Consider the following 22,094-nt stretch of genomic DNA (forward strand, 5'->3'; position numbering starts at 1 on the left):
TGTCTATCTGAGTCAGTGGGCTGGATCAGTGGGCCGCCCACTGAACGGATTTCAAATCGACCCCTTCTTTGGCCATTTCGTACAATGGCGACATTTCACGCAGCTTCGTGACGATCTCAATAACCTTCTTGATCGTGTAGTCAATCTCTTCATCCGTATTGAAGCGGCCCAGGCCGAAGCGGATGGACGAATGGGCGAGCTCCACGCCGACGCCCAAAGCCCGCAGGACGTAGGACGGTTCCAGTGTCGCCGAGGTGCAGGCCGAGCCGGACGAGAGCGCGATGTCCTTCATGCCCATCAGGAGCGATTCGCCTTCGACGTAGGCGAAGGAAATATTTAGGTTATGCGGCAAGCGCTGAGTCGCATGGCCGTTGAGATAGGCTTCGTCAATCTCTTTCATGATGCCGGCCTGCAGGCGATCGCGCATCGCAGCCAGACGTACCGATTCCGTAGCCATTTCCTGCTCGCACAATTCGCAGGCTTTGCCGAATCCGACGATCATCGGCACCGGCAGAGTGCCGGAGCGCATGCCGCGCTCGTGTCCGCCGCCGTCCATTTGCGCGGCGATCCGCACGCGGGGGTTCTTCTTTCGGACATAGAGGGCGCCGACACCTTTCGGGCCATAGATCTTATGGGCCGAAAACGACATCAGGTCGATCCCCATATCCTGCACATCGACCGGGATTTTGCCGACGCCTTGCGTCGCATCGCAATGGAAGAGCACGCCCTTTTCCTTGGCGATCTTGCCGATTTCCTTCACCGGGTTAATCGTGCCGATTTCATTGTTGGCGAGCATCACGGAAATCAGGACCGTCTTGTCCGTGATCGCCTTCCGCACATCTTCCGGATTCACCATGCCGAATTTATCCACCGGGAGATAGGTCACCGTCGCTTTGCCCTTCGCTTCGAGGGCCTTGGCGGTGTCAATGACTGCGCGGTGTTCGGTCGAGGAGGTGATGATATGATCGCCCTTCTCCTTGTACATCTCCAGCACGCCCTTGATCGCCAGATTGTCCGATTCAGTCGCGCCGCTGGTGAAGACGATTTCCTTGGAATCAGCCCTGATCAGCTTCGCGATCTGCTTGCGGGCATTTTCAACCGCTTCTTCTGCCGCCCAGCCGAAGGCATGGTTGCGGCTGGCGGCGTTGCCGAACTTCTCGATGAAGTAGGGCAGCATGGCCTCCAGCACCCGGGGATCCATCGGGGAGGTTGAATGATTATCCAGGAAAATAGGGAGCTTCATTGTGCGACTCCTTGTGCCGTGGGAGACTGAATCGTGATGAGAGGTGTTCCGCCCATCATGTCTTGCAACGTCATATTGTTGAGAAGCTGATAAATGCTGTCTTGCACCTTGAGCAGCGGTGTGCGGATGTTGCAGTGCTCGCGCTGGAGGCAGAGTTCGCCTTCTTTTTCATGCGAGCAATCCGTAATGCCCAGCGGCCCTTCGATACCTTCGAGAATCTGCGCGATCGTAATCTGTCTGGTGCTGCGGGCCAGGACGTAACCGCCCTTGGGACCGTTATGACTTTCGATCAACCCGTTCTTCGCCAAGGTCTGAAGCACCTTGGCTAAGAGTTCGAGCGGGATGTGGTACTCTTCTGCGATTTCTTTCGTATTCACAACCCGGCCCGGAGTCACGTCACCGAATTGCACCGAGGCGATGTGCTGGAGGGCCATGAGGGCGTAGTCAGCTTTTTTTGAAATCTTCAACATGCCTATTGCCGATCATTGAGATCGGAGACTATAATGATCTCCGATCAATAAGGTCGGACTAAAGATACCACGCAACTTTTAGAGCTGTCAACAACGGAATCCAGCATTTTCCGGAGAGAAAGGATCAAGCATATGGGAGGCACCAACCCTTATATCGAAAAGACGGAATATGAGCTTCCCCGATCCTCCTATACCATTACGTTTATCGAGCCGGACGGCACCGTGACCAAGGTCGCCGTTGATCCGGCAAAGATTCCCTATGGCCCAACCGGATTGCCGGGAAGCATTCTTGACATAGCGATGGCCAACGGGGTGGATCTGGAGCATGTGTGTGGGGGGGTCTGTGCCTGCTCGACCTGCCATGTGATCGTCAAGCAAGGGCTTGAGAGCTGCAGCGAAGGGACTGACGATGAATTCGATCAGCTAGACGAGGCTCCGATTACGACATTGCAGTCTCGACTCGGTTGCCAATGTGTGCCGAACGGCACAAAGGACATAGTGGTGGAGATTCCCGCCGTGAACAAGAATCTCGTCAGGGAAGGGCATTAGCAGGCGGTGGAAACCCCTTTTTGCCTTTGCCGTCGTCAGAGTTACAGGTGGCCACACGAGAGAACACGACCACCAGGATGCTCAAAATGGCCGTCCAGCAAGGCCGCAGCCATCGACGAGGCGAGGCATACTCTCGCTGTATGTTGAGCCTCGGAGTGCCGCGAGAACGCTGCTGGCGGACGTTTTCAGCATCCTGCTAATCGAAGGTTTCTGTCTTCACGTCCTTCCGGTCGTATCCGTATTCCATCAACGCTGCGCGTAAGGGCCGGACAAATCCCTTGGTGCCGCTGATCATCGGGATGACTTTCGGCTGTCCTTCCACGAGGGGACGCAACATCGTCGCTGTTTGCGCGACCGCCTCTGCTTCTCCGCCCGGTGCGACTAGGGGCAAGTAGCGGAAGGAAGGGGAATGAACGGCCATGGTGAGCAATTCTTGATGGAACAACAGCTCGTCCTCCGACGGAGCCACTGCGATGAGGAGCACTGAGGTGATCGCGTGGGCGGCGACCAGTTGTTTCAAGAGGCAGCGAATCGGGACGAGACCGGTATAGCGGGCGATGAAGAGCAGTTCTCGATCCAGGGGCATCGGCAGCACAAAGTTCCCGTAAGGGCCTGAGAGCGGAATCTCGTCGCCGGATTTCAGCTGATAGAGGTAATTCGAGCCAATCCCCTCAGGGATGCGGTCAAACACCAGCGTCAACTCACCGTAGGGAGAAGAAGGATCGGCCATTGAGTAGGCGCGATTGAGCGGGGGCTTGGCTCCAACCGGCAACTTGACCGAGACCCATTGTCCCGGCTGAAACACAATCTTCTGCTGGAGCGGGCGAAGGACCAGTTGCCGCACGTGGGGTGTGAGATCGAGCGTGGAGAGCACGACGGCTGGTTGGGTAAGTTCTGCCATACGACCGGTGTCTATCCTCATAGCAGAACCGGCCTGATTCTGTACAACACTTTTCCCTGCGTGCTATAGATACCGGCCTTTCCACCCCACTAATGAGATGAATGCATGACCCAAGTACGTGTCCGCTTCGCACCCAGTCCGACCGGGTTCCTTCATATCGGGGGAGTCCGGACTGCGCTATTCAATTGGCTCTATGCGCGCCAACAAAACGGGATCTTTGTCCTGCGGATTGAAGACACGGACCAGGATCGTTCGACTGACGAGTCTATTCAGGCTATCGTCGAAGGCCTGAAATGGGTGGGGCTGGATTGGGACGAAGGACCGTTTCGTCAAACGAAGCGCATGGAGCTGTATCGCAGCCATGCCCTGGCGCTGCTGGACAAAGGCCAGGCCTACTGGTGTGTGTGCAAGGCTGAGGAACTGGAAGCCCGCCGCAAAGAAGCCGAGGCGAAAGGGCTGTCGCCTCGATACGACGGGCGCTGCCGGACTCTCGGGCTCACAAATCCCCCGGGCGATGCCGCGCTGCGATTCAAGGCGCCCCAAGAAGGCCAGATCGTGGTGGACGATTTGATCAAAGGAAAGATCACGTTTGACAATAGTGCGGCAGATGATCTGATCATCCTCCGCTCGAACGGCTATCCGACCTACAATTTCTCCGTCGTGGTCGACGATGCACTCATGCACATCACCCACGTCATCCGCGGGGACGATCATTTGACCAACACGCCGCGCCAAATCCCAATCTTTCAGGCCTTGGGGTTTCCCGTCCCGCAGTTCGGCCACTTGCCGATGATTCTGGGGTCGGACAAGTCCCGGCTTTCCAAGCGACACGGGGCCACATCGATCATGGCCTACAAAGACATGGGCTACCTGCCCGAGGCGATGGTGAACTACCTCGTCCGGCTGGGCTGGTCGCATGGGGACCAGGAGTTGTTTACCCGGCAGGAACTTATTGAAAAGTTTTCCTGGAAGAATGTCCAATCCTCTCCGGCCGTGTTCAATCCCGAGAAACTGCTCTGGATCAACGCCGAATACATCAAGACCAGCCCGCCGAGCCAGGTGGCGCAGGCACTCGTTCCGCTGTTAGAGCAGGCCGGTCTGCAGGAACAGGTCAAGGCGATGTCACCCGAATGGTTGGCTCAGCTGGTGGTCCTGGTGAAGGAACGGGCGAAGACCCTGGTCGAGATGGTGGACTGGGTGCGGCCTTACTTCGGCGAGTCGGTCCTCCTCGAAGAGGAAGCCGCCAAGAAATTTCTCACGCCGGCCATCGCGCCGGTGCTCGGTAAGCTGATCGCACGGTTCGAGGCCTTTCCCGCGTTTTCGAAGCAGGTATGGGAAGAGTCGTTCAAGAAGTTCGCGGAAGAAGAAGGCCTCAAAATGGGCCAGATCGCTCAGCCAGTGCGTGTCGCCTTGACCGGCAGGACCGCCAGCCCCGGGTTGTTTGAGGTCATGGAGGTCCTGGGGCGAGACCGGACGCTCCTCCGCCTCCGGCGAGGACTTGAACGGGCCACAGCTTCATAAGACGAATTCTGTCAATAAATTCGCGACGATCTTGACGGAGTCACGATCCGTATATTACTGTGTGCGTCGGTTGGGGGATCGTCTAGCGGTAGGACGTCAGTCTCTGGATCTGACTACCTAGGTTCGATTCCTAGTCCCCCAGCCAAAAATTCTTTCCCACGCCGTACTCTCAGGCCGACGTCTTCGTTTCGTACCGCGCTGGGGGATCGTCTAGCGGTAGGACGCCGGCCTTTGGAGCCGGCTACCTAGGTTCGATTCCTAGTCCCCCAGCCAATTTCTCTTTCTATCTCTTGATAAAAATCAGCGGTGTGCGGTTGATCGAATGTTGCGGAGGCCGCCTGGGCCGATCGGCGGATTACTGTCCCCCGTGGGGCGACTGCCGGTTGCTGCTGCTCTGCAGATCCATTTCCAAGACGACGGGGCCGTTGGGATTCTTCGGATCCACGCGATGCGGCATCTGATCGACTGCCAATTTGCTGAGGGGAACGGCGACGATATGTGGGGCCTTCTCGGTGGGGTTGGAGTAGAGCGCCAGCCGGATATTTTTAGGGCGCAGTTGTGGGGTCAGTAACGGCTTTAAGTCCGCGCTGGCGAATCCCACCACCAAGGCGCTGCCATCGGCCAATTTGTGGATTTCGTAAGCGTTGGCGGCAGGCGCTGCACGCTCTAACACCATGTCCGGACTCTGTGAGACCAAGGCCAACCCGAGGCCTTGCTGAGGGACGAACCCGAAGCTGCCGACCGGCGCCACGGAATAGCGGGTCTGCGGAAGCTCGGCGCCGAGCTCCGCCACACCGGTCTTGAGCCGCAGCTGCCGGCGCAAGTCGGCCTCAGTCCCCTGGGCATCGAGAAACACCGCGGCCGGGGCCGCCTTCTGGGACGGCAACACCTCCATCTTGCCGCTATTTCCACCGCGTGGCGCGGCATGCAGGGAAGCAGGCAAGAGGCTCAGGAGTAACAGGCTCAATAGCGCATGAGTCAGGACGCGGCGGTCGGTGCGAAGGGGAAGTCGGGATGACATGGTTGTACGGTACTCCGGTAAAGAATCTATTAGCTTCATCTTTATCAAGCCCGGCCTGTCTGGCGCAATGGGCATCAGTCCGGTTTTCATTCCAGTCTGCGGGGCGGCATTATTCTGGCCGGTGAGGCGCAGGGGTTCGTCGTAGGATCGCGGAGGGCTACGTCGGCGACCCCGTGCCGCGCATCAAGTTGAATCAGACAACAGGTGTGCAGCATGGCCTTCAACTGTCGACGGCCCCGTTGTACCCGTGACTTCATGCCGGAGAGGGAGAGGCCCAGCTTGGTGGCGGCGACCTGTTGGGTGAGCCCGTCTAGCTCGACAAGCCTCAGGGCGTCCCGGTATTCCGGCGCCAGCTGATCCACCATGGGGCGGAGGCAGCTCGCGAGCTGGATGCGAGGCTCGCCTGGCTCATCCTCCGGCTCTCCCGCCGTCAGCAGAGCTGCAACGTCCGTCGCCAGCCCTGCCGGGAGTTCACGATGCCGGTGTGAAGTCCGGTAATAATCGATAACCACATGGCGCGTGACGGTGAAGATCCAGGAGACCAGGCGGCGGGGATCCTGCACCTGGTCGATCTTGTCATGGATCTTCAGAAAGACTTCCTGGAGTAGATCGTCCACCGCCGCATCGTCTGCGACTCGTTTGGCGATGAAGGCGCGCAGTCGCCCGCGCACCTCCATCCAGACGTCTTGTCTATCCTGTGTCATGGTCATGTCTCCGAACGGAGCCCTTCTACGGTACCGCGCATCAAGACGCTGCGCAAGTTGCCGCTCGGGTCGCGCCGGGATGGGCCGGGACGCAGCAGCCTGTCTGGCTGAGCGGCCCGTCGACGGCTAATTGCTCGTGCACGAGGAAGATTTCCCAGGCATTCCCGTCGGGATCCGTGAACCAGAGTTTGTCCTGTCTGGCAAAGCAGCAGGCGGTGTTGTCTTCGACTCGCTCCAGCACACCGGCGGTTTGCAACCGCGATTTCCACTGGGCGATCTCTTCGAGCGAATCCACCTCGATGCCGAGATGGTCGACCGAACTGATTCTGCCCGTTGACGAGACCAGCGACAAATTCAGCGCCGGGGTTGTCAGGTCGAATTTCGCATAGTCGTCTGACTGTTTCTGCGGCGACACGCCGAACACCTTCCGATAGAATTCGACCGATGCCGGGACGTGACGAACATCGAGAGAAAGATGCGGTCTCATGGGAACCTCCTGGATAAGCGGCAGAAGAGAATTCACCTGCCTATCCCTAGAGACGGAGCATCCGTTGAAAGGACGCAGGATAGGGGAGGGAGCTAGGGAGACCGTTATTTAAAGAGAATTATGACGAGGAGATCGCCGCACGAAGAGGGCAGTTGAAAGACGTCGGTCACTTTCGACTCGAGAGACTTGTCGTGCTGGTTGGAAAAGAACGGCTCAATCGCCATGCGCGGTCTACGGAGTCCGCTTTCGTCTTAGGGCGAGGATCACAATCACGGAGATAATCGCTATCAATGGCCCACCCGCAAAGGCGCCGGTCATCGCCGCTTCCATGGACTTGTCGTGAGTGTTGGAAGAGAAGAGCTCAACCGCGGCCATCGTCCCGAACAAGCCGACGACGTAACCGAGGATCGCCGCCAGCAGAGCCACTCCAAAGGTTTTCATGTGGACTAAGTTACGGCGCCAATTAAACAGAGTCAATCGCCGCGCACCGCGAATTCTGGATTTATATTCTTGGCAGGTTATCTGGCCCTAGGCGATATGGGCTCGACAAATAGCGCTGGCGGATGAAGAGGATCGATATGCGCCGGCATAGGTTCACCCGGTAGGAGTAAGTAGACCGCTCCGCTCGACTCGATCTGGCAGCGAATCTTTGAGGCACTAAATCCCCAGCCCCAATAGTCTCGAGGAACCATGGGCATCTGACTGATGTCATACTCCCATTGGACTTGCCCATCGCTAATTTCTATCTTTCTGCCTAAATGGCCCACTGAAACAACGTCGTTCGATCGGACAGAATAGCTCTCGCTGTGCGTCACAAGCGTTAAGTCTCTGCTGCTGTGGTTATAGAAAATATATTCGAATTGGGGAACGCAACTTGTGAAACAGAGGAGGACCATCGCACTAAACAATCCGCCAAGGGTGAAATATTTCTGATAGCCGTTCATCAATTCAACTCGGAATAGATCGCCGCGCGTCGCAAAACGGAGCAGTTAGCGGCTCCAAAACGGAATCTCCTGACTCCATTCTTGACCGTACCACTCGGTCGCTAAGTGTTTAAACTCATCACGAGTAATAGTCTCCCACTCTGAAGAAGAACAAGCCGAGTACTTCGGACCAAAGCGTCTGAATGGCCCCTTCCCATAAATTCCCCCTTCAAGATTTCGCGATGCCTTGCATTTGAAATAAGCATGGTCAATCACCTCGTGAGGCGGCGATGCGCTGCATCCGACTCCGATTATAATTGCAAACACGACACTGTGTAGTGAAAAGGTTTTCATGGTGTGCTAGTCAACGTTTCAAAGCAGAAGGTGTCGATTCTCATCGTATTGTATTCAAGTGGGGCGATTCTGCCGGTACGGACGGCTCAGCCAGCAGGGATCGAGGTCTAGTCTTGCTAGCGCAGCGAAGCCAGATCGATCACGAAGCGAAATCGCACGTCTCCCTTGAGGACCCGTTCGTAGGCGTCGTTGACCTGCTGGACCGGAATCACTTCGACGTCGGACTCGATGTGGTGTTCCGCGCAGAAGTCGAGCATTTCCTGGGTTTCCCGGATGCCGCCGATCACGGAGCCGGCGATGCTCCTCCGATGCAAAATCAAAGGGAAGGGCTCGAGCGGCGCCGGCTTCTCCGGTGCACCGACAAGGATCAACGTTCCGTCAGTTTTCAGCAAATCCACTAAAGCATTGTAGTCATGCGGGGCCGAGACGGTATCGATAATGAAATCGAAGTGCCGCTGTAGCTTCGTAAAAGTTTCGGGCTGCGAGGTGATCTCAAAGTGATTAGCCCCCAGTCGCAAGGCATCCTGCCGCTTCTTCTCCGAGGTGCTCAAGACGGTGACTTCGGTGCCGAGTGCCCGCGCGATCTTCACCGCCATGTGGCCCAGTCCGCCCAATCCCACCACCGCGAGCTTGTGATACTTGCCGACGCCCCAGTGACGGAGCGGTGAATAGGTCGTGATGCCTGCGCACAGGAGCGGCGCGGCGCCGGCCGGTGAGAGCGCGTCGGGAATCCGCAACGCATACTGCGCATCGACCACGATCTGAGTGGAGTAGCCGCCCTGGGTGATGTGGCCGGCCTGATCGCGCGCACTGTAGGTGAACAGCATGCCGGCTTCGCAATATTGCTCCTGCCCTTCCCGACAGGCGGCACAGCTTCGGCAGGAATCGACAAAACAGCCCACGCCGGCCCGGTCGCCTGTCTTGAACGTCTTGACCTCTTTCCCAACGCGCGCCACGGTTCCGACGATTTCATGCCCCGGCACCATGGGGAAGAGCGAGCCGCCCCATTCGTCCCGGGCTTGGTGGATGTCGGAGTGGCAGATGCCGCAATGGGTGATGGTGATCAAAATGTCGTGAGGGCCAACCTCGCGCCGTTCGAATGAGAAGGGAGTCAGCGCCGCTTTGGCGGTCATCGCAGCGTAGCCTTTGGTCTGTAGCATAGTAGGTGCTCCTGGTCCTGAAAAATAAGCAGGAGGCACGATGACCTTAGCAAGACGGCATACGGATGCCAACTGGGAAATGTTCATGAGCTATCGGCCCGTCAACCAGGGAGGTGTTCGTTCGTTGTAAGATGCAGCTGCCTGGTTTGATTTGAAGGAGCGTACGCGATGCCCATGACCTTTCAGGACGCGCGGCATCTCTTGGCCCGAACGGGATTCGGCGGGACTCCCGCAGAAATTCGCGAACTGGCCAGGCTCGATCGTGAGGCCGCCGTTGATCGGCTTCTCGCCGGAGTCGGCACGACAGCCAGGACGAGTCCTCCCTCCCAAGTGCTCAATGCACTGCCGCCGGTCGAGGGGATGAAGGGGTTGAGCGTTGAGCAGAAGAAGGCGTTTAAACAGGAGCGGCGAGAGGACGCCTTCGAGCTGAAGGGCTGGTGGTATCAGGAATTGCTCACCACGCCGTCCCCCTTGACCGAACGCTTGACGCTGTTCTGGCACAACCACTTCACGTCCAGCTTCCACAAGGTGAAATGGCCGGCGCTGCTGTACCATCAGAACGTACTGCTTCGCCATCATGCGCTGGGATCATTCCGGGATCTGCTCTTTCAGATTGCGAAGGATCCGGCGATGGTGCTGTATCTGGATACGCAGACCAACCATAAGGATCATCCCAACGAGAATTTCGCCCGAGAGCTCTTCGAGCTGTTCACGCTCGGGGAAGGGCATTACACCGAGGTCGACATCAAGGAAGCGGCGCGCGCGTTTACCGGCTGGCATGTTGCCCTGCATCACGGCGGAGGGTTCGCGTTCAACCGGCGTCAGCATGATAGTGGGGTGAAGCATGTGTTGGGGAAGACCGGTGCCTTCGGTGGTGACGAGATTCTGGCGATCGCGCTTGATCAACCAGCCTGCGCGACGTATGTGACCGCCAAGCTGTGGCGGGAGTTTGTTTCAGATGAGCCGGATGCGCGCGAGGTCGAGCGGCTTGCAGTGCTGTTTCGGAACAGCGGCTATCAGATCAAGCCGCTCCTGCGCGGGCTGTTGACCCTGCCGCAGTTCTGGGCACCCGAGACGCGCGGAGTGCTCGTGAAGTCGCCGGTCGAATTGCTGGTTGGTACCGTCCGCCTCCTGAATCTGCCGATCAAAGACACGACCATACTCGCGAAATATGGAAAGCGCCTGGGGCAGGATCTCTTCGATCCGCCCAACGTGAAGGGCTGGCCTGGGGGGACTCGCTGGATTACCAGCGCGACCCTGCTGAATCGTTGGCAACTCTTACAGCGGGGCCTGCGGGGTGCTGACATGGGCGGACCTATGCATACCCATGCAGGCATGGGAGAGATGCACGGCGCCGCCTGGATTACGGAGGAAGCGGCGGAGACCGTGCAGGCGGTCTTGGCACCGGTGCCGCCGGTGAATCCGATTCCGACGGGAGAAGACCGATGGCAGATGGTGTTTCATCTGGTGATGGATCCGACCTTCCAACTGAAGTAAGGGGCGAGCCATGCTTCGTCGAGACTTGTTGAAATTCGTCGCGACGTTGCCACTACTGTGGTTGGCTCCGCGGCCGTTTGATCTTCTCGCAGCTTCGTCTGCGCCGGTCCGGGGCCGCTGGGATCGCATCCTGATCCTGGTCGAACTGCATGGAGGCAATGACGGCCTCAACACGCTCGTGCCGTATTCCGACGAACGGTATTATCAGGCCCGTCCTCATCTGGCGATTCCCCGCGAGCGAGTGCTGCAGCTCTCGCCATCGGTCGGTTTGCACTATGCGCTGGAGCCGCTGATGCCTTTGTGGGAGAAGCAGCAGTTGGCGATTATCCAGGGTGTAGGCTATCCCGATCCGAACCGGTCGCATTTCCGGTCGATCGAAATATGGGATACGGCCTCGGCCAGCCAGCAAGTACTGGATGAGGGCTGGCTCGCCCGTTTGTTTGAGGCGTATCCGTTGCCAGAGACATTTGCCGCCGACGGAATACTGCTTGGCCCGCGGGACGGCGGGCCGTTGAGTGGAAAGACGGTCCGGACGGTCGCGCTGCACGATCCGCAACAGTTTCTTCAGCAGGCCGGTCACGTGAAGGCGGTGGAACAATCGAGTACCAACCGCGCGCTGGCTCACATCCTTCAGGTGCAACGGGAACTCACCCATGCAGCAGGCGATCTGGCTGTGCGCCTGCAACAAGCCCCGCCGTTGCAGGTGCTCTTTCCTCCATCGCCGATCGGACGTCAGCTTGAAACGGCAGCGCAGCTGCTGACGGCTAAGGTGCCGGCGGCGGTGATGAAAGTCTCGCAGACAGGTTTCGATACCCATGCCGGTCAGTTGGGGCACCATGAGCGGTTGTTGAAGGAGCTGGCCGAAGGTCTGGCAGCGTTCCGTCAGGCGATGGTTCAAGCCGGGCTCTGGGACCGAGTTTTGCTGATGACCTATTCAGAATTCGGACGGCGGGTTGGTGAGAACGCCAGTGCGGGCACGGATCATGGGACTGCGGCTCCGCATCTGTTCCTGGGCGGATCTGTGAAGGGGGGATTGTATGGAAGCATGCCGTCGCTGAACGATCTTCAAGAAGGGGATCTGAAATATCGGATCGACTACCGGAGCCTGTATGCCACGGTGATGCGATTGTGGTGGGGGATTCCAGAAACCACGATCGTGGGGCCGGAGTACCAGGCGATCAATTGTCTGGCGTGATGGATCCGGTTCGTGATGAGTCCGGGTCCTCGTCTGTCGGGTTGTCCGGATCGATCGTCAGCGGCGTGCCCGGGATACGATAGCCTCCCGTGGCCCAAGTGCCCAGGTCCGTGAGCTGACAGCGTTCTGAACAGAACGGACGCCAGTGATTGTCTTTCCACTCGGTGGGAGTTCGGCAGACCGGGCATTTCATGCCGGAAGTCTACCATTCTCCCGGTCCGGTTGGGCAAGAGGGGCGGGCGCTTCGCTAGGAATTTGGCTGAGGCTTGGCGACGTGCAGAAAACGTTGCAGGCGGCTGCGATCCAGGTCGGACAGATTCAAGAACTCGACGCCGAATTCACCATGATTGGCCCAGCGGACGGCGGCAGAGTGGACGGTAATCGGCGAACCCAGGTCGGTGGCCCGAATGAGGAGCCGTACACCTGACCCGGGATTGATCGGGGCCGTGCTGGTCACGGCGCAGCCTCCGGCGGAGATGTCGAACATGGTGCCTTCGCTGATCTCGGTCTGATTGGTTGTGGAGAAGAAGACTTGGAGCTCGACAGGAATGCGACGATGCTCGCGGCACTCGATCATGACGGCCTCCCGGTGGTGGATTAGCGGGTGGAGGGGTGTTCGAAGAACTTTACCGAGACGGCGTTCTGCTTCATCTTCTTGACGAGTCCGACATAGGACACGTCGCGAATGATGTTTGTGAACTGTGCTCGGTAGTTGCTCACGATGCTGGCTCCATCCACAACCACATCGTAGACCAGCCATTCCTCCGATTGAAGGAATAACCGAAAATCCACCCGGGCGTTATGTGTGTTGAGGAAGGAGCGGGAGGGGAAGCCCGGACTGGCCTTAGCCGGGTTTCTGCGCTTTTTCGAGCTTGGCCCAGGCGTCTTTCAATGACACGGTTCGATTGAATACGAGGCGGCTCGGTGAGGTGTCCGGGTCGACACAGAAGTAGCCGGTTCGTTCGAACTGAAAGCGCGCGCCTGCTGGAGCCTCCTTCAGGCTGGGTTCGACCAGGCATCCAGTCAATCGTTCGAGTGACTGCGGGTTGAGCGATTGTGTCCAGTCCTGGTCCGGAGACACTTTCGCCAGGTCGGTCGTCAATAACGGATTGTACAGGCGCACTTCGGCAGGGACCGCGTGCGCGGCGGACACCCAATGAATGGTCGCTTTGACCTTTCGCTGTTCCTGGGACGATCCGCTCTTGGTGTCGGGATCGTAGGTGCAGCGCAATTCGGTGATGGCGCCGGTCTGCGGATCTTTCACGACGCCGGTACATTTCACAATGTAGGCGTAGCGCAGGCGGACTTCGCGCCCGGGTGCCAGACGAAAGAATTGCTTGGGGGGATCTTCGCGGAAATCATCTTGTTCGATATACAGCACGCGTGAAAAGGGCACGTGACGGGTCCCCGCTGCGGGGTCTTCCGGATTGTTGACGGCCTCCATGTCTTCGGCCGTTCCCTCGGGATAATTCTCGATGACGACTTTGAGCGGGTTCAGGACGGCCATCACGCGCGGCGACCGCTTATTCAAGTCTTCGCGAATGAAAAATTCAAGCAGTTGCATCTCCACGATCGCATCGCGCTTGGCCACGCCGATGTGGTCGCAAAAGGCGCGAATGGCTTCAGCCGTATAGCCGCGCCGCCGTAATCCCTTGATCGTGGGGATGCGGGGATCGTCCCAGCCTGCGACCAATTTTTTGGTCACGAGTTCCAGCAACTTGCGTTTACTCATGACGGCGAAAGTCAGGTTCAGCCGGGCGAATTCGATCTGTCTTGGCCGGTGGACCGCGCCTGATTCTGCGACGACCCAGTCGTACAGCGGGCGGTGATCTTCAAACTCTAAGGTGCAGATCGAATGGGTGATGCCTTCAATGGCGTCTGACAGCGGGTGGGCGTAGTCGTAAGCCGGATAGATGCACCACTTGGTTCCGGTCCGGTAGTGGGCGGCATGGCGGATGCGATAGAGCACAGGATCGCGCAGATTGATGTTCGGCGAAGCCATGTCGATCTTGGCCCGCAGGACATGCGCGCCGTCGGGGAATTCGCCTGCCCGCATCCGGCGAAAGAGATCCAGATTTTCATCGACCGGTCTGGTTCGGCACGGGCTATTCTTGCCGGGCTCGGTGAGCGTGCCCCGATATTCGCGCATCTGATCGGCCGTCAGGCTATCGACATAGGCTTTGCCTTTTTGAATGAGGACTACGGCAAATTCGTAGAGTTGCTCGAAATAGTCCGAGGCGTAAAACTTCTTGCCGTGCCAGTCGAATCCCAGCCAGCGCACGTCGTCCTGAATGGATTCGACAAATTCCGGATCTTCTGTGGTGGGGTTCGTGTCGTCGAAGCGCAGGTGGCAGACTCCCCCGGGATTTTCGTTGGCGATGCCGAAATTGAGGCAAATGGATTTCGCATGGCCGATATGGAGATAGCCGTTCGGTTCCGGTGGAAAGCGGGTCACGACGCGGCCGCCGTGCTTGCCGGTGGCTTGATCTGCAGCCACGATCTCACGAATGAAATCTGATGGTCCTGTGGATGCTGGGTCAGTCATTGGCTTGTCGCTCGTGGTTCAAACAGTTATGCGCAGGGCAGTTGGATTGCGGCGTAGTTGTACCACAGTCCGGTGTGTACGAGAAACGGGGAGGGGGAGCAGTTGATTAGGAGAGCGGCCCGGAGGGTTCCGGGGCCTCATGGGAGGACATCTGAATGACGTTGAAATCTTTTTGTGCGATGAGGTGCCCCTCCATTCGAAGCCGGAATTCGTAGCGGCCGGGAGCGGGAAACATCAGTGAAGGAATATTGATGCCGAAATCGGAGATCTGCAACCGGTCGGCGATGACGATATTAGGGAGCGTGGCCCGACAGACCAGCTGCTCCGTATTGATGTATGCCAGGTCGATATCGAAGTGGTACGTGCCTTCTGCGTCGGTGAGGCAGAAATACAGGCCCATCTGATTGTGCTGAAACGGGAAGGAGGCGGCCTGTAAGTGGGTGAAGATGCCGATGAGGCTTTTCTTCTTGGTCTGACTGTCTTCGATGACTTGGTCGCACACCAAGAAGGCTTGCACGCTGGGTGTGTGGATGTCCGGCATGAATGTCATTCTACGAGATGAGGGAAGATTCTCAAAGGACTCTTCCAAATTGCGGAAGAGTCGCTGTGGAGCCGAAGTTTGAGTAGTGTATCGTTTCGATTCGAAGGGGGGAGGAACACGCGCGGATTGATCAGTGCAACGTCAGCCAAGCACCACGGTCCCGCCTTTGTTTTCACTGACGTCACCGAAGAGGGTCGTGCCGGAGCCAATGCGGCAGTAATGGGGTGTGATGTCCACGAGTATCCCCTTATGCGAATAGAATTTCCCCAGCGCTACCTGGATTTTCTTGTGAGCCACGACGCAGGCTTCCAGCACTGTTTGGCCTGTGGATTGATCGGTCACGCGGACCCACGGATGGTCGGCGGTCGCGCCGGCGTCCGCACGGTGCACGTCGACGCTGAATTGATTGGTCGGATTCAATACCAGGACGTTGCGGCGAAGATGGCCGATGTGTGTGCCCGTATCACCGTACAGATCGATCGTCACGAGAAGTAAGCCCTGGTCCGGTTTCGACTCCAAAAACAGCTGTTCTTTCCCCTGGATCCGAACCACCCCGTTGGTGTTGCGAAACTTATTTGAGCCGATGAGCAGTTCGAGGCCTAGCCGCGAGGATTCTGTCTCGGTTGGATCGGGCGTGGAGGCGCCGATTGTGCGTTGTGGGGCAAGGGATTCTGACATCGTGATCCTCGTTCCGGTACGTCCTCAAGTAGGCGTAGGTGCATCCTGATGGGAAGGTGAGAGGCTAGGCTTTGGGTCCCCCCTCTGTCAAGACTTTCCATAGGAATATGGGCGGCTCGGTTTGAGTCGGTGATGCCCCGGCCGGTTGTGAAGCCCAGAGCGGTACTTCTCACGGGTTGGCCCTTCCCTCGGACGCCAGGCGAGCGCGGATGCGCCGGGTACGTTTGCAAACCAGAAAGTCTCTGTGATACCGTTCCACCCTCGATTTGGCAGTCCTGCAGGCGTGCGTTGTATCGGGAGCGTGCAGGAGGGCCGATATGTTCCGGATGGTCCCATCGTCTAGCCTGGCCTAGGACGGAGCCCTCTCAAGGCTTAAACACGGGTTCAAATCCCGTTGGGACCACCACCTTGATTTTATTGAAGTTTTAGACTCCGTGTTTGAGGAACATACGAATGTTCCTCGAACATGGAATTCTTGTCACTCGGAAAACCCGCCATCATCTGCCGCGCGGACTCTTCGTAAAACGACACGGCTTGTTTCAGTTGTGCCGGACGAATCATCGTATAGATCTGCGTGGTATCAATGCGCGCATGTCCAAGCAGCGCGCGCACTTGCTCCAGGTCGTGCCGCTGTTCCAGCACTTCCATAGCAACGCCATGGCGGAGATCATGCGGCTTCAACATGGGATAGCCGATCATCCGTCCATAGAGTTTGCACAATCGCCAGATGTTTTTTCCGGTCATCGGTGCTCGCTGTTTTCCGAGTGACCTCCGTCCCCACACAGACCAAAAGAGTGGCGTCTCCGGTGTGACCGTCGTGACAGACGGCGTGACCACCTGCGCGACGTAGGCGTGCAGATACCGCATGACGGGTTCGGGCAGCGGAATGTCTCTCGTATGACCGCCCTTGACCCGGACACGGCGCAATCCCCATAGCGCATCCAAGTGTCTCGCTTGAAGCGTTGCCACGGACTCTCGACGCATGCCGGTAAAGCGCAGGATCAGGAAGACAGCCACATCACGAGGCCGCTGTCGGCTTCTGGCCGCTTCAATCAATGCATCCATCAGGGCCGGTGTCGGCACCTGTTTGGGAGGCTCGATCCGATGCGGAGGCCGATCCATTCCGGCAATGGGATTCGCCTGCAACGCTTCCCGCTTCACCAGCCAATTACAAAAGCTGGAAAGCGCCGACTGGCGACTCCTGATCGTGCCCAGTGTGAGATCACGTGCGGCCATCTCATCCATCCAGTCCTGAATCACCGCCTTGGACAAGTCTGAGAGTCGCGCCACTCGTCCGAAGCGCCCGCGCCCGAACACTAAGAACTGCTCTAACACCCAGCGATAGGCCTGCACCCCTCCTTCCGTTTTCCCTCGCTGTTTGAGTTGGTACTGACAAAACTGCTCCACCAATTCTACTAAGGGTCGTGTCATGACAGTGCCTTTCCGGTCCCCGCCACAACTACGACTTCGCCGGGAGGAAGTATGCGGAGGCACCAGCCAGCCGTCAAGCCGTGTCGGAGACTCTTGGGCCTTGTCAGTGACGATCAGTTCCGTATCCATGCTCACATCATCGAATGATCAAATCGGGGGAGTCTTGCGACACCCCCGCACCCCCCAGATGCGCCCGCGCGTCCGCCGGCGCCGGAAGGGGGGCTGGGCGGCCCTCAGAGCATCGGCCTGGCCTTCCTGCGGCCCTTCAGGCCCGCCCGCTGCACGAAGTGCCGTCCAGCACCTCAGAATTGTCCCTGCCCCGGACTGTGGCGGGGGGCAGGAACTGAATTGTTATCGAACAAGCGCCTTCAGTTGGTCTTTATCCAATCGTGTCCCGAATTCCCGTTCGACCCGTTCGGCCATCTCCTGCCAGGTTCGTCCGGCGGCTTTCATCTCTTTGAGGACATCGAGCGCTTTTACTAACGAGCGGTCCGCCAGGCCCCCGGGTTCTGGTTGGCGTATCCCCAATGCCTTGCCCAGATCTTTCCGTAACGAGTCTTGGAGTGCCGCTCGACTGAATGAGGTGACGACGGGAGCAGGAGCCGGTTTCGGTTTGCGTGGCCGATCCCAATAGGGGCTTTTGCAACTGGGGCAGCGGAGTGGCTTCTTAGGGCGACGGGGCCACCACCTGTTCGCGCACCGCAGGCAGGTCTGCTGTTGGAGCACTGCCGAGTCGGGTCTTCCCGATGCGAGTGCTCCCTTGATAGCAGCATCTGCTCGTAATCTGTTGAAATCCCTCATCTTACGTCCCTGGAATTAGCGCCCCCGTTTTACTAAGCGGGGGCTTTCTGCCCGCCGGGCGTAGCCGGCGGGGCAGCACGCCTCGCTTAGTCCATCGTTGGTTTGGCCTTGAGTCGGCGACTCAGGGCATCCATCGCCTTCATCCCGATCGTCCGTCCGACGATCCTCAAGGCTTGCAACTCCCCATCCACGACCATTTCCATCAGCATGCAGGCCCGGATGTACTCCGAGACGGTCATCCCCGCTTTCTTGGCGCACTTCTCGATCAGTGCCTTTTCTTCCTCGTTCACGCGAAACTGCATCATTTGAGTTTTCATAAGCCCTCCGGTGTATTTCACAATGCATGACAGAACTGTACGTCGTATCGCATGACACGTCAAGGATTATCAAGGTACGTAGGCCCTCTTAAATATACGGCGATGATATACTTGCCAGTTCTTGCTCAAAGTGAATAGTTGCAAGCCTTTTTAGGATTCAGCATACTTTTGGTAGGCCTGGAATGCGGTCGCTTCCTTCTTAACCAATGAATAGGTCTGTCTCGACAAGGAAAGTAGGATAGTTTCATGGAAATCCTCATGCTCATCTCTCTCGTGCTGCTCAATGGCATGCTGGCCATGTCCGAAATCGCCCTCGTGACGGCACGGCGTAGCCGATTGGCGGATCTTGCAGCCGAGGGCGATCACTCCTCTGAGGTTGCTCTGCATCTTGGCGCAGAGCCGACACAGTTTTTGTCCACGATCCAAATTGGGATCACCGCGATTGGCATACTGAACGGTATTGTCGGTGAATCGGCATTGGCCGCGCCACTTGCCATCTGGTTGCAACGATTCGGGATTGAGCAACAGTCGAGCGAAATAGGCGCGACGATACTGGTGGTATGTATCATCACCTATGTCTCTATCGTTGTTGGGGAATTGGTGCCTAAACGTATAGGTCAATTCAATGCTGAGGGCATTGCCAGACTTGTGGCTCGCCCGATCTCAGTCTTAGCTAGAGTGTCGCGACCGTTCGTGCACCTTCTGTCGTACTCGACTGATGGCATACTGCAATTACTGGGAAAACGCGATTTGGGGAGTGCCAATATGACCGAGGACGATATCCACGCTGTGCTTAAGGAGGGTTCAGAATCCGGAGTTATCGAAAAGCAGGAGCATGACATGGTGCGCAATGTGTTTCGTCTGGATGATCGTCACGTCGGCTCTCTGATGATCCCGAGTAGCAACATCGACTATCTAGACATCCATCAACCTCTTGAAATGAACCTCAAGCATGTCGCAGAGTCTGTACACTCACGTTTTCCAGTGTGCCGGGGAGGCCTCCAGGAAATTTTAGGAGTCCTTACGGCCAAGCAATTGTTCAACCAGCTACATACTAATGGCGTGACTGATCTTGCGACACAACTTCAGCCGTGCGTCTACGTGCCAGAATCGCTGACTGGAATGGAGCTTTTGGAACAGTTCCGTGTTTCCGGGACCGATATGGTATTTGTAATCGACGAATATGCCGAAGTACAGGGATTAGTTACCTTGCAGGACGTCCTGGAAGCGGTGACTGGCGAATTTCAGCCCCATAATCCCGAGGACGCATGGGCAGTCCAACGTGAAGATGGTTCATGGCTGTTAGACGGTCTTATTCCAATTCCTGAGCTGAAAGACCGCCTGGAACTAAGAACCGCCCCGGAGGATGACAAGGGGAGATATCACACGCTCGGTGGCATGATGATGTGGCTGCTTGGTCATATGCCACGCGTCGGTGATAGAAGTGAATGGGAACAGTGGCGGTTTGAAATTATCGATTTAGATGGTAGGCGGGTTGACAAGGTACTGGCGAGCCGGGTAGCAGAGCAGTCGAACTTCCACAGTAACGTGGACTCCTCCCAATCGCAGGAAAATGAACACTGAATGCCATGAGCCATGCACTATACCCTGAAGGGATAGTTGCGATTAAGCATAATTAGGTCTTCAACAGATTTCAGCAGTTACAGAAGACCCCTTGTGCTAAAAGTTGTTCGAATCTATACGAACAGCTGAAATCAGTAGAACTGCAGGAACGTTCCTAAGCTTCGGCATTCAAATAGGAAACGGGGAAACCATTTGAAACACCGAGTCTTTTTAAATGCACCTTACTCACATTCCTAAACCGCTGGCTGCATAAGCTCCCCGTATTTCTTCACACATCTCCCAGACCCGCAGAATTGTCTCAATTGCAGAATGTCCCGATTCTATTCGCCTAGTTCACATTGCGCGTTGTCGGGGGAGTGCAATGCCTGAAGCGTTGCATCGGAAATGCAGAATGTCCCCGATTCTCCGGCCCCTCTTTTGAAAGACGATTGCCTTGACCTAATGCGTAAGACGGTACTATGATCGATACGATAAATGTAAGGAGGTAGGTTATGGCGACAACGACGATCTCGTCCAAGTTCCAAGTCGTGATCCCGAAGGAAGTTCGGGACAAGCTCCATCTCGCCCCCAGCCAGCGGTTGCAGGTGGTGGAAAAGGGAGGCGTCATTACGCTGGTGCCGGAAGTGCCGCTGAAATCGCTGAAGGGTGCGCTCAAGGGCATGCCCGCGACAGATCTCCGCGAGAAGAAGGACCGGGTGTGAAGGTCTTATTGGATTCCAGCGGGTGGATTGAATTCTTCACCGATGGTCCTCTGGCCGACCGCTATGCGGCCTATCTCACCCCTCGGTATCAGCTCATTACGCCGACCATCGTGCTGTATGAGGTCTACAAGAAGATCAAACGAGAGCGGGGCGAAGAGACGGCGTTATTGTTTGCGGGCCGGCTCAATGCCACCGAGGTCGTTCAACTGACAGAATCGATCGCCCTTCTCGCCGCTGATGTGAGTTTGCGGCACGGGTTAGCCATGGCCGACGCGATTGTCTACGCGACGGCAAGAGATCAGGAAGCTGAAGTTGTTACGGGGGATGCGGATCTCAAGGATTTACCAGGGGTCGTGTACATCAGGTAGGGAGCCATCACCTTCATCTCTTTCAGGCTTCCACGCACTTCCGGTCCCTTGTAGAGTCCTCCGGGGGCATGGAGGCTTGTGAGCAGAGAAGAGGCGCACAGGACCAAGGTATTGATACAGCTTCTTTTATGAAAGGCTTGAGGCGTCCGACAAATTGCAAGCCAATCTTCGACGCGTGAGGCGACTCGTTGGCCTGTGTTCGAGCCTGAGATCGAGAATGGTCAACTCCGCCCTTCCCTTGCAAGTTCCTCCTCTTCCGGCGTCAGTGCTGGTATGGGATCAGTGTTCATGTCAGTGATCGGGCCTGACTGACGAACAAAGGTATGTGGCCTTGCCAGAAACGTCGCCAAAACCGTCCGTTGCCTGAAGGAAGGTAAGTGGCTGAAAGGAGTGGCTGGCCTTGCTCCTGGAACATCTTACCCTGGACGGAAGAAATATTGCCTCTCTCAAACGTGCGGGCGAACGAAGACTCAGGAAAGAGCATTGAGAGGGCAGCGGATGCCGGTCTGCCTAATGCAAGGATAGCGGCTGGTGAAAAGAAGGCGATCTGGTCCTTCAGATGAGATTCCGCCGGATGCTGTAATAACATTCTAAGCCCGTCTGTTTTGACATTGCCGATGGGGTTCTTTAGTGGGCGAGGGAAAGATTGGAGCAGAAAGTAGCCGGCATCACGAAAGGAAACAAGGCCGCGGTCAGGACCGTCGGAGGATAGTTTGAGCAGAAGCAGGAGCTTTTCCCGCAAGTCATCTTGCTTGCTGGTTTTATCCTGAACAGTCCAGAACCCACCATCTTGTGGTGGCGCTTCTGAGATGAACAAGATTGATCGTGGTCGTGGCTGAGGTATCTCGGGCCACCCTCCACGAAAGGGAGCAAAGAATGCTCCATTCTGGCTCTCGCACCGGCGACAAGTTCGAATCGTGTCCTGGATGTCTTCCCAATTCATTATATGAGAACCTATCTCCGTCTTAGATAGGAATGAGTTTATTTGTTTCGAACAGCATTTTTTAGCATTCAGCTGCTTTACCTCTTTTATATGAACTAATGCCCTGAGTCTCCAGAGGCTAGGCGGACCGTAGGAAGGTATCAAGGTTTATGGGAGCGTC

Annotated in this window: 24 protein-coding genes and 3 tRNA genes; 10 read left to right on the forward strand and 17 right to left on the reverse strand. The window is 57.0% G+C overall.

Going from position 1 to position 22,094, the window contains the following annotated elements:
- Window positions 1-25 precede the first annotated feature (25 nt).
- Window positions 26-1,243, reverse strand: coding sequence for an IscS subfamily cysteine desulfurase (locus Q7U39_12775; GenBank protein ID MDO9118826.1), 1,218 nt, complete (start codon window positions 1,241-1,243; stop codon window positions 26-28).
- The gene (locus Q7U39_12780; protein MDO9118827.1) at window positions 1,240-1,713 is read right to left on the reverse strand and encodes an Rrf2 family transcriptional regulator; all 474 of its coding nucleotides are present in this window, start codon (window positions 1,711-1,713) and stop codon (window positions 1,240-1,242) included. The genes Q7U39_12775 and Q7U39_12780 overlap by 4 nt, the downstream gene beginning before the upstream one ends.
- Before the next feature lie 132 nt (window positions 1,714-1,845).
- Between Q7U39_12780 and Q7U39_12785 the strand changes: the two genes are divergently transcribed.
- A complete protein-coding gene (locus Q7U39_12785; protein MDO9118828.1) occupies window positions 1,846-2,262 on the forward strand; it encodes a 2Fe-2S iron-sulfur cluster-binding protein in 417 nt (138 codons plus the stop codon).
- A 196-nt stretch (window positions 2,263-2,458) separates the two neighbouring features.
- Here Q7U39_12785 and Q7U39_12790 read toward each other — a convergent pair whose 3' ends face one another.
- On the reverse strand, window positions 2,459-3,163 hold the full coding sequence (locus tag Q7U39_12790; GenBank protein ID MDO9118829.1) for an FAD-dependent oxidoreductase: 705 nt from the start codon (window positions 3,161-3,163) through the stop codon (window positions 2,459-2,461).
- A 105-nt stretch (window positions 3,164-3,268) separates the two neighbouring features.
- Between Q7U39_12790 and gltX the strand changes: the two genes are divergently transcribed.
- The 3 genes from gltX to Q7U39_12805 all read left to right on the forward strand — a co-directional run bounded on the left by gltX (window position 3,269) and on the right by Q7U39_12805 (window position 4,957).
- Window positions 3,269-4,684 (forward strand): glutamate--tRNA ligase, encoded by a 1,416-nt coding sequence (gene gltX / locus Q7U39_12795; protein MDO9118830.1) that lies wholly within the window; start codon window positions 3,269-3,271, stop codon window positions 4,682-4,684.
- Between the two features lie 71 nt (window positions 4,685-4,755).
- Window positions 4,756-4,829: transfer RNA gene (locus tag Q7U39_12800), tRNA-Gln, on the forward strand.
- A 54-nt stretch (window positions 4,830-4,883) separates the two neighbouring features.
- Window positions 4,884-4,957, forward strand: a tRNA-Gln gene (locus tag Q7U39_12805).
- A gap of 82 nt (window positions 4,958-5,039) precedes the next feature.
- Here Q7U39_12805 and Q7U39_12810 read toward each other — a convergent pair.
- The 5 genes from Q7U39_12810 to Q7U39_12830 all read right to left on the reverse strand — a co-directional run bounded on the left by Q7U39_12810 (window position 5,040) and on the right by Q7U39_12830 (window position 9,333).
- Window positions 5,040-5,705: a hypothetical protein gene (locus Q7U39_12810; GenBank protein ID MDO9118831.1), complete on the reverse strand. Its 666-nt coding sequence runs from the start codon at window positions 5,703-5,705 to the stop codon at window positions 5,040-5,042.
- 86 nt (window positions 5,706-5,791) lie between these two features.
- On the reverse strand, window positions 5,792-6,409 hold the full coding sequence (sigZ, locus tag Q7U39_12815) for an RNA polymerase sigma factor SigZ (protein MDO9118832.1): 618 nt from the start codon (window positions 6,407-6,409) through the stop codon (window positions 5,792-5,794).
- Window positions 6,410-6,449: 40 nt separating this feature from the next.
- The gene (locus Q7U39_12820; protein MDO9118833.1) at window positions 6,450-6,896 is read right to left on the reverse strand and encodes an ArsI/CadI family heavy metal resistance metalloenzyme; all 447 of its coding nucleotides are present in this window, start codon (window positions 6,894-6,896) and stop codon (window positions 6,450-6,452) included.
- A 231-nt stretch (window positions 6,897-7,127) separates the two neighbouring features.
- On the reverse strand, window positions 7,128-7,337 hold the full coding sequence (locus tag Q7U39_12825) for a hypothetical protein (GenBank protein MDO9118834.1): 210 nt from the start codon (window positions 7,335-7,337) through the stop codon (window positions 7,128-7,130).
- A 952-nt stretch (window positions 7,338-8,289) separates the two neighbouring features.
- Window positions 8,290-9,333, reverse strand: a complete 1,044-nt coding sequence (locus Q7U39_12830; GenBank protein ID MDO9118835.1) for an NAD(P)-dependent alcohol dehydrogenase — start codon at window positions 9,331-9,333, stop codon at window positions 8,290-8,292.
- Window positions 9,334-9,501: 168 nt separating this feature from the next.
- Here Q7U39_12830 and Q7U39_12835 point away from each other — a divergent pair, with 168 nt between their 5' ends.
- Both Q7U39_12835 and Q7U39_12840 read left to right on the forward strand, forming a co-directional pair.
- Window positions 9,502-10,830: a DUF1800 domain-containing protein gene (locus tag Q7U39_12835; protein MDO9118836.1), complete on the forward strand. Its 1,329-nt coding sequence runs from the start codon at window positions 9,502-9,504 to the stop codon at window positions 10,828-10,830.
- Window positions 10,831-10,840: 10 nt separating this feature from the next.
- On the forward strand, window positions 10,841-12,025 hold the full coding sequence (locus tag Q7U39_12840) for a DUF1501 domain-containing protein (protein MDO9118837.1): 1,185 nt from the start codon (window positions 10,841-10,843) through the stop codon (window positions 12,023-12,025).
- A 247-nt stretch (window positions 12,026-12,272) separates the two neighbouring features.
- Here the strand turns inward: Q7U39_12840 and Q7U39_12845 are convergent, their stop codons facing one another.
- The 5 genes from Q7U39_12845 to Q7U39_12865 all read right to left on the reverse strand — a co-directional run bounded on the left by Q7U39_12845 (window position 12,273) and on the right by Q7U39_12865 (window position 15,789).
- Window positions 12,273-12,602 carry a PilZ domain-containing protein gene (locus Q7U39_12845; GenBank protein MDO9118838.1) on the reverse strand — a complete coding sequence of 110 codons (330 nt, stop codon included), beginning with the start codon at window positions 12,600-12,602 and terminating at the stop codon, window positions 12,273-12,275.
- A gap of 20 nt (window positions 12,603-12,622) precedes the next feature.
- On the reverse strand, window positions 12,623-12,817 hold the full coding sequence (locus tag Q7U39_12850) for an ABC transporter substrate-binding protein (GenBank protein MDO9118839.1): 195 nt from the start codon (window positions 12,815-12,817) through the stop codon (window positions 12,623-12,625).
- Between the two features lie 52 nt (window positions 12,818-12,869).
- Window positions 12,870-14,570, reverse strand: coding sequence for a glutamine--tRNA ligase/YqeY domain fusion protein (locus Q7U39_12855; protein ID MDO9118840.1), 1,701 nt, complete (start codon window positions 14,568-14,570; stop codon window positions 12,870-12,872).
- Between the two features lie 106 nt (window positions 14,571-14,676).
- Window positions 14,677-15,111: a hypothetical protein gene (locus tag Q7U39_12860; GenBank protein MDO9118841.1), complete on the reverse strand. Its 435-nt coding sequence runs from the start codon at window positions 15,109-15,111 to the stop codon at window positions 14,677-14,679.
- Between the two features lie 141 nt (window positions 15,112-15,252).
- Entirely contained in the window at window positions 15,253-15,789 is a 537-nt protein-coding gene (locus Q7U39_12865) for a hypothetical protein (GenBank protein ID MDO9118842.1), read from the reverse strand.
- Window positions 15,790-16,117: 328 nt separating this feature from the next.
- Between Q7U39_12865 and Q7U39_12870 the strand changes: the two genes are divergently transcribed.
- Window positions 16,118-16,195: transfer RNA gene (locus Q7U39_12870), tRNA-Glu, on the forward strand.
- A gap of 8 nt (window positions 16,196-16,203) precedes the next feature.
- On the opposite strand, the gene Q7U39_12875 is transcribed toward Q7U39_12870, so the two are convergent.
- The 3 genes from Q7U39_12875 to Q7U39_12885 all read right to left on the reverse strand — a co-directional run bounded on the left by Q7U39_12875 (window position 16,204) and on the right by Q7U39_12885 (window position 18,338).
- A complete protein-coding gene (locus tag Q7U39_12875; protein MDO9118843.1) occupies window positions 16,204-17,220 on the reverse strand; it encodes a tyrosine-type recombinase/integrase in 1,017 nt (338 codons plus the stop codon).
- A 351-nt stretch (window positions 17,221-17,571) separates the two neighbouring features.
- Window positions 17,572-17,748 (reverse strand): hypothetical protein, encoded by a 177-nt coding sequence (locus Q7U39_12880; protein ID MDO9118844.1) that lies wholly within the window; start codon window positions 17,746-17,748, stop codon window positions 17,572-17,574.
- A 359-nt stretch (window positions 17,749-18,107) separates the two neighbouring features.
- The gene (locus Q7U39_12885; GenBank protein ID MDO9118845.1) at window positions 18,108-18,338 is read right to left on the reverse strand and encodes a DUF6290 family protein; all 231 of its coding nucleotides are present in this window, start codon (window positions 18,336-18,338) and stop codon (window positions 18,108-18,110) included.
- Window positions 18,339-18,584: 246 nt separating this feature from the next.
- Here Q7U39_12885 and Q7U39_12890 point away from each other — a divergent pair, with 246 nt between their 5' ends.
- From Q7U39_12890 to Q7U39_12900, 3 genes are all read left to right on the forward strand, one after another.
- Entirely contained in the window at window positions 18,585-19,922 is a 1,338-nt protein-coding gene (locus Q7U39_12890) for a hemolysin family protein (GenBank protein MDO9118846.1), read from the forward strand.
- A 491-nt stretch (window positions 19,923-20,413) separates the two neighbouring features.
- Window positions 20,414-20,623 carry an AbrB/MazE/SpoVT family DNA-binding domain-containing protein gene (locus Q7U39_12895; GenBank protein ID MDO9118847.1) on the forward strand — a complete coding sequence of 70 codons (210 nt, stop codon included), beginning with the start codon at window positions 20,414-20,416 and terminating at the stop codon, window positions 20,621-20,623.
- Complete coding sequence (locus Q7U39_12900) at window positions 20,620-20,991, forward strand: type II toxin-antitoxin system VapC family toxin (protein ID MDO9118848.1); 372 nt, start codon at window positions 20,620-20,622, stop codon at window positions 20,989-20,991. The genes Q7U39_12895 and Q7U39_12900 overlap by 4 nt, the downstream gene beginning before the upstream one ends.
- A gap of 286 nt (window positions 20,992-21,277) precedes the next feature.
- Here Q7U39_12900 and Q7U39_12905 read toward each other — a convergent pair whose 3' ends face one another.
- Window positions 21,278-21,808, reverse strand: a complete 531-nt coding sequence (locus Q7U39_12905; GenBank protein ID MDO9118849.1) for a hypothetical protein — start codon at window positions 21,806-21,808, stop codon at window positions 21,278-21,280.
- Window positions 21,809-22,094 lie beyond the last annotated feature (286 nt).

Source organism: Nitrospira sp. (assembly GCA_030653545.1).
Taxonomy (GTDB): Bacteria; Nitrospirota; Nitrospiria; order Nitrospirales; family Nitrospiraceae; genus Nitrospira_D.

Bases quoted from the DNA above. Each gene is read 5' to 3' on its own strand.
- Q7U39_12840 (MDO9118837.1), top strand. From the start codon at position 10,841: ATGCTTCGTCGAGACTTGTTGAAATTCGTCGCGACGTTGCCACTACTG.
- Q7U39_12835 (MDO9118836.1), top strand. From the start codon at position 9,502: ATGCCCATGACCTTTCAGGACGCGCGGCATCTCTTGGCCCGAACGGGA.
- Q7U39_12875 (MDO9118843.1), bottom strand. From the start codon at position 17,220: ATGACACGACCCTTAGTAGAATTGGTGGAGCAGTTTTGTCAGTACCAA.
- Q7U39_12860 (MDO9118841.1), bottom strand. From the start codon at position 15,111: ATGCCGGACATCCACACACCCAGCGTGCAAGCCTTCTTGGTGTGCGAC.
- Q7U39_12780 (MDO9118827.1), bottom strand. From the start codon at position 1,713: ATGTTGAAGATTTCAAAAAAAGCTGACTACGCCCTCATGGCCCTCCAG.
- Q7U39_12810 (MDO9118831.1), bottom strand. From the start codon at position 5,705: ATGTCATCCCGACTTCCCCTTCGCACCGACCGCCGCGTCCTGACTCAT.
- Q7U39_12825 (MDO9118834.1), bottom strand. From the start codon at position 7,337: ATGAAAACCTTTGGAGTGGCTCTGCTGGCGGCGATCCTCGGTTACGTC.
- Q7U39_12855 (MDO9118840.1), bottom strand. From the start codon at position 14,570: ATGACTGACCCAGCATCCACAGGACCATCAGATTTCATTCGTGAGATC.
- Q7U39_12845 (MDO9118838.1), bottom strand. From the start codon at position 12,602: ATGATCGAGTGCCGCGAGCATCGTCGCATTCCTGTCGAGCTCCAAGTC.
- Q7U39_12895 (MDO9118847.1), top strand. From the start codon at position 20,414: ATGGCGACAACGACGATCTCGTCCAAGTTCCAAGTCGTGATCCCGAAG.
- Q7U39_12865 (MDO9118842.1), bottom strand. From the start codon at position 15,789: ATGTCAGAATCCCTTGCCCCACAACGCACAATCGGCGCCTCCACGCCC.
- Q7U39_12775 (MDO9118826.1), bottom strand. From the start codon at position 1,243: ATGAAGCTCCCTATTTTCCTGGATAATCATTCAACCTCCCCGATGGAT.
- Q7U39_12790 (MDO9118829.1), bottom strand. From the start codon at position 3,163: ATGGCAGAACTTACCCAACCAGCCGTCGTGCTCTCCACGCTCGATCTC.
- Q7U39_12820 (MDO9118833.1), bottom strand. From the start codon at position 6,896: ATGAGACCGCATCTTTCTCTCGATGTTCGTCACGTCCCGGCATCGGTC.
- gltX (MDO9118830.1), top strand. From the start codon at position 3,269: ATGACCCAAGTACGTGTCCGCTTCGCACCCAGTCCGACCGGGTTCCTT.
- Q7U39_12885 (MDO9118845.1), bottom strand. From the start codon at position 18,338: ATGAAAACTCAAATGATGCAGTTTCGCGTGAACGAGGAAGAAAAGGCA.
- Q7U39_12890 (MDO9118846.1), top strand. From the start codon at position 18,585: ATGGAAATCCTCATGCTCATCTCTCTCGTGCTGCTCAATGGCATGCTG.
- Q7U39_12785 (MDO9118828.1), top strand. From the start codon at position 1,846: ATGGGAGGCACCAACCCTTATATCGAAAAGACGGAATATGAGCTTCCC.
- Q7U39_12830 (MDO9118835.1), bottom strand. From the start codon at position 9,333: ATGCTACAGACCAAAGGCTACGCTGCGATGACCGCCAAAGCGGCGCTG.
- sigZ (MDO9118832.1), bottom strand. From the start codon at position 6,409: ATGACACAGGATAGACAAGACGTCTGGATGGAGGTGCGCGGGCGACTG.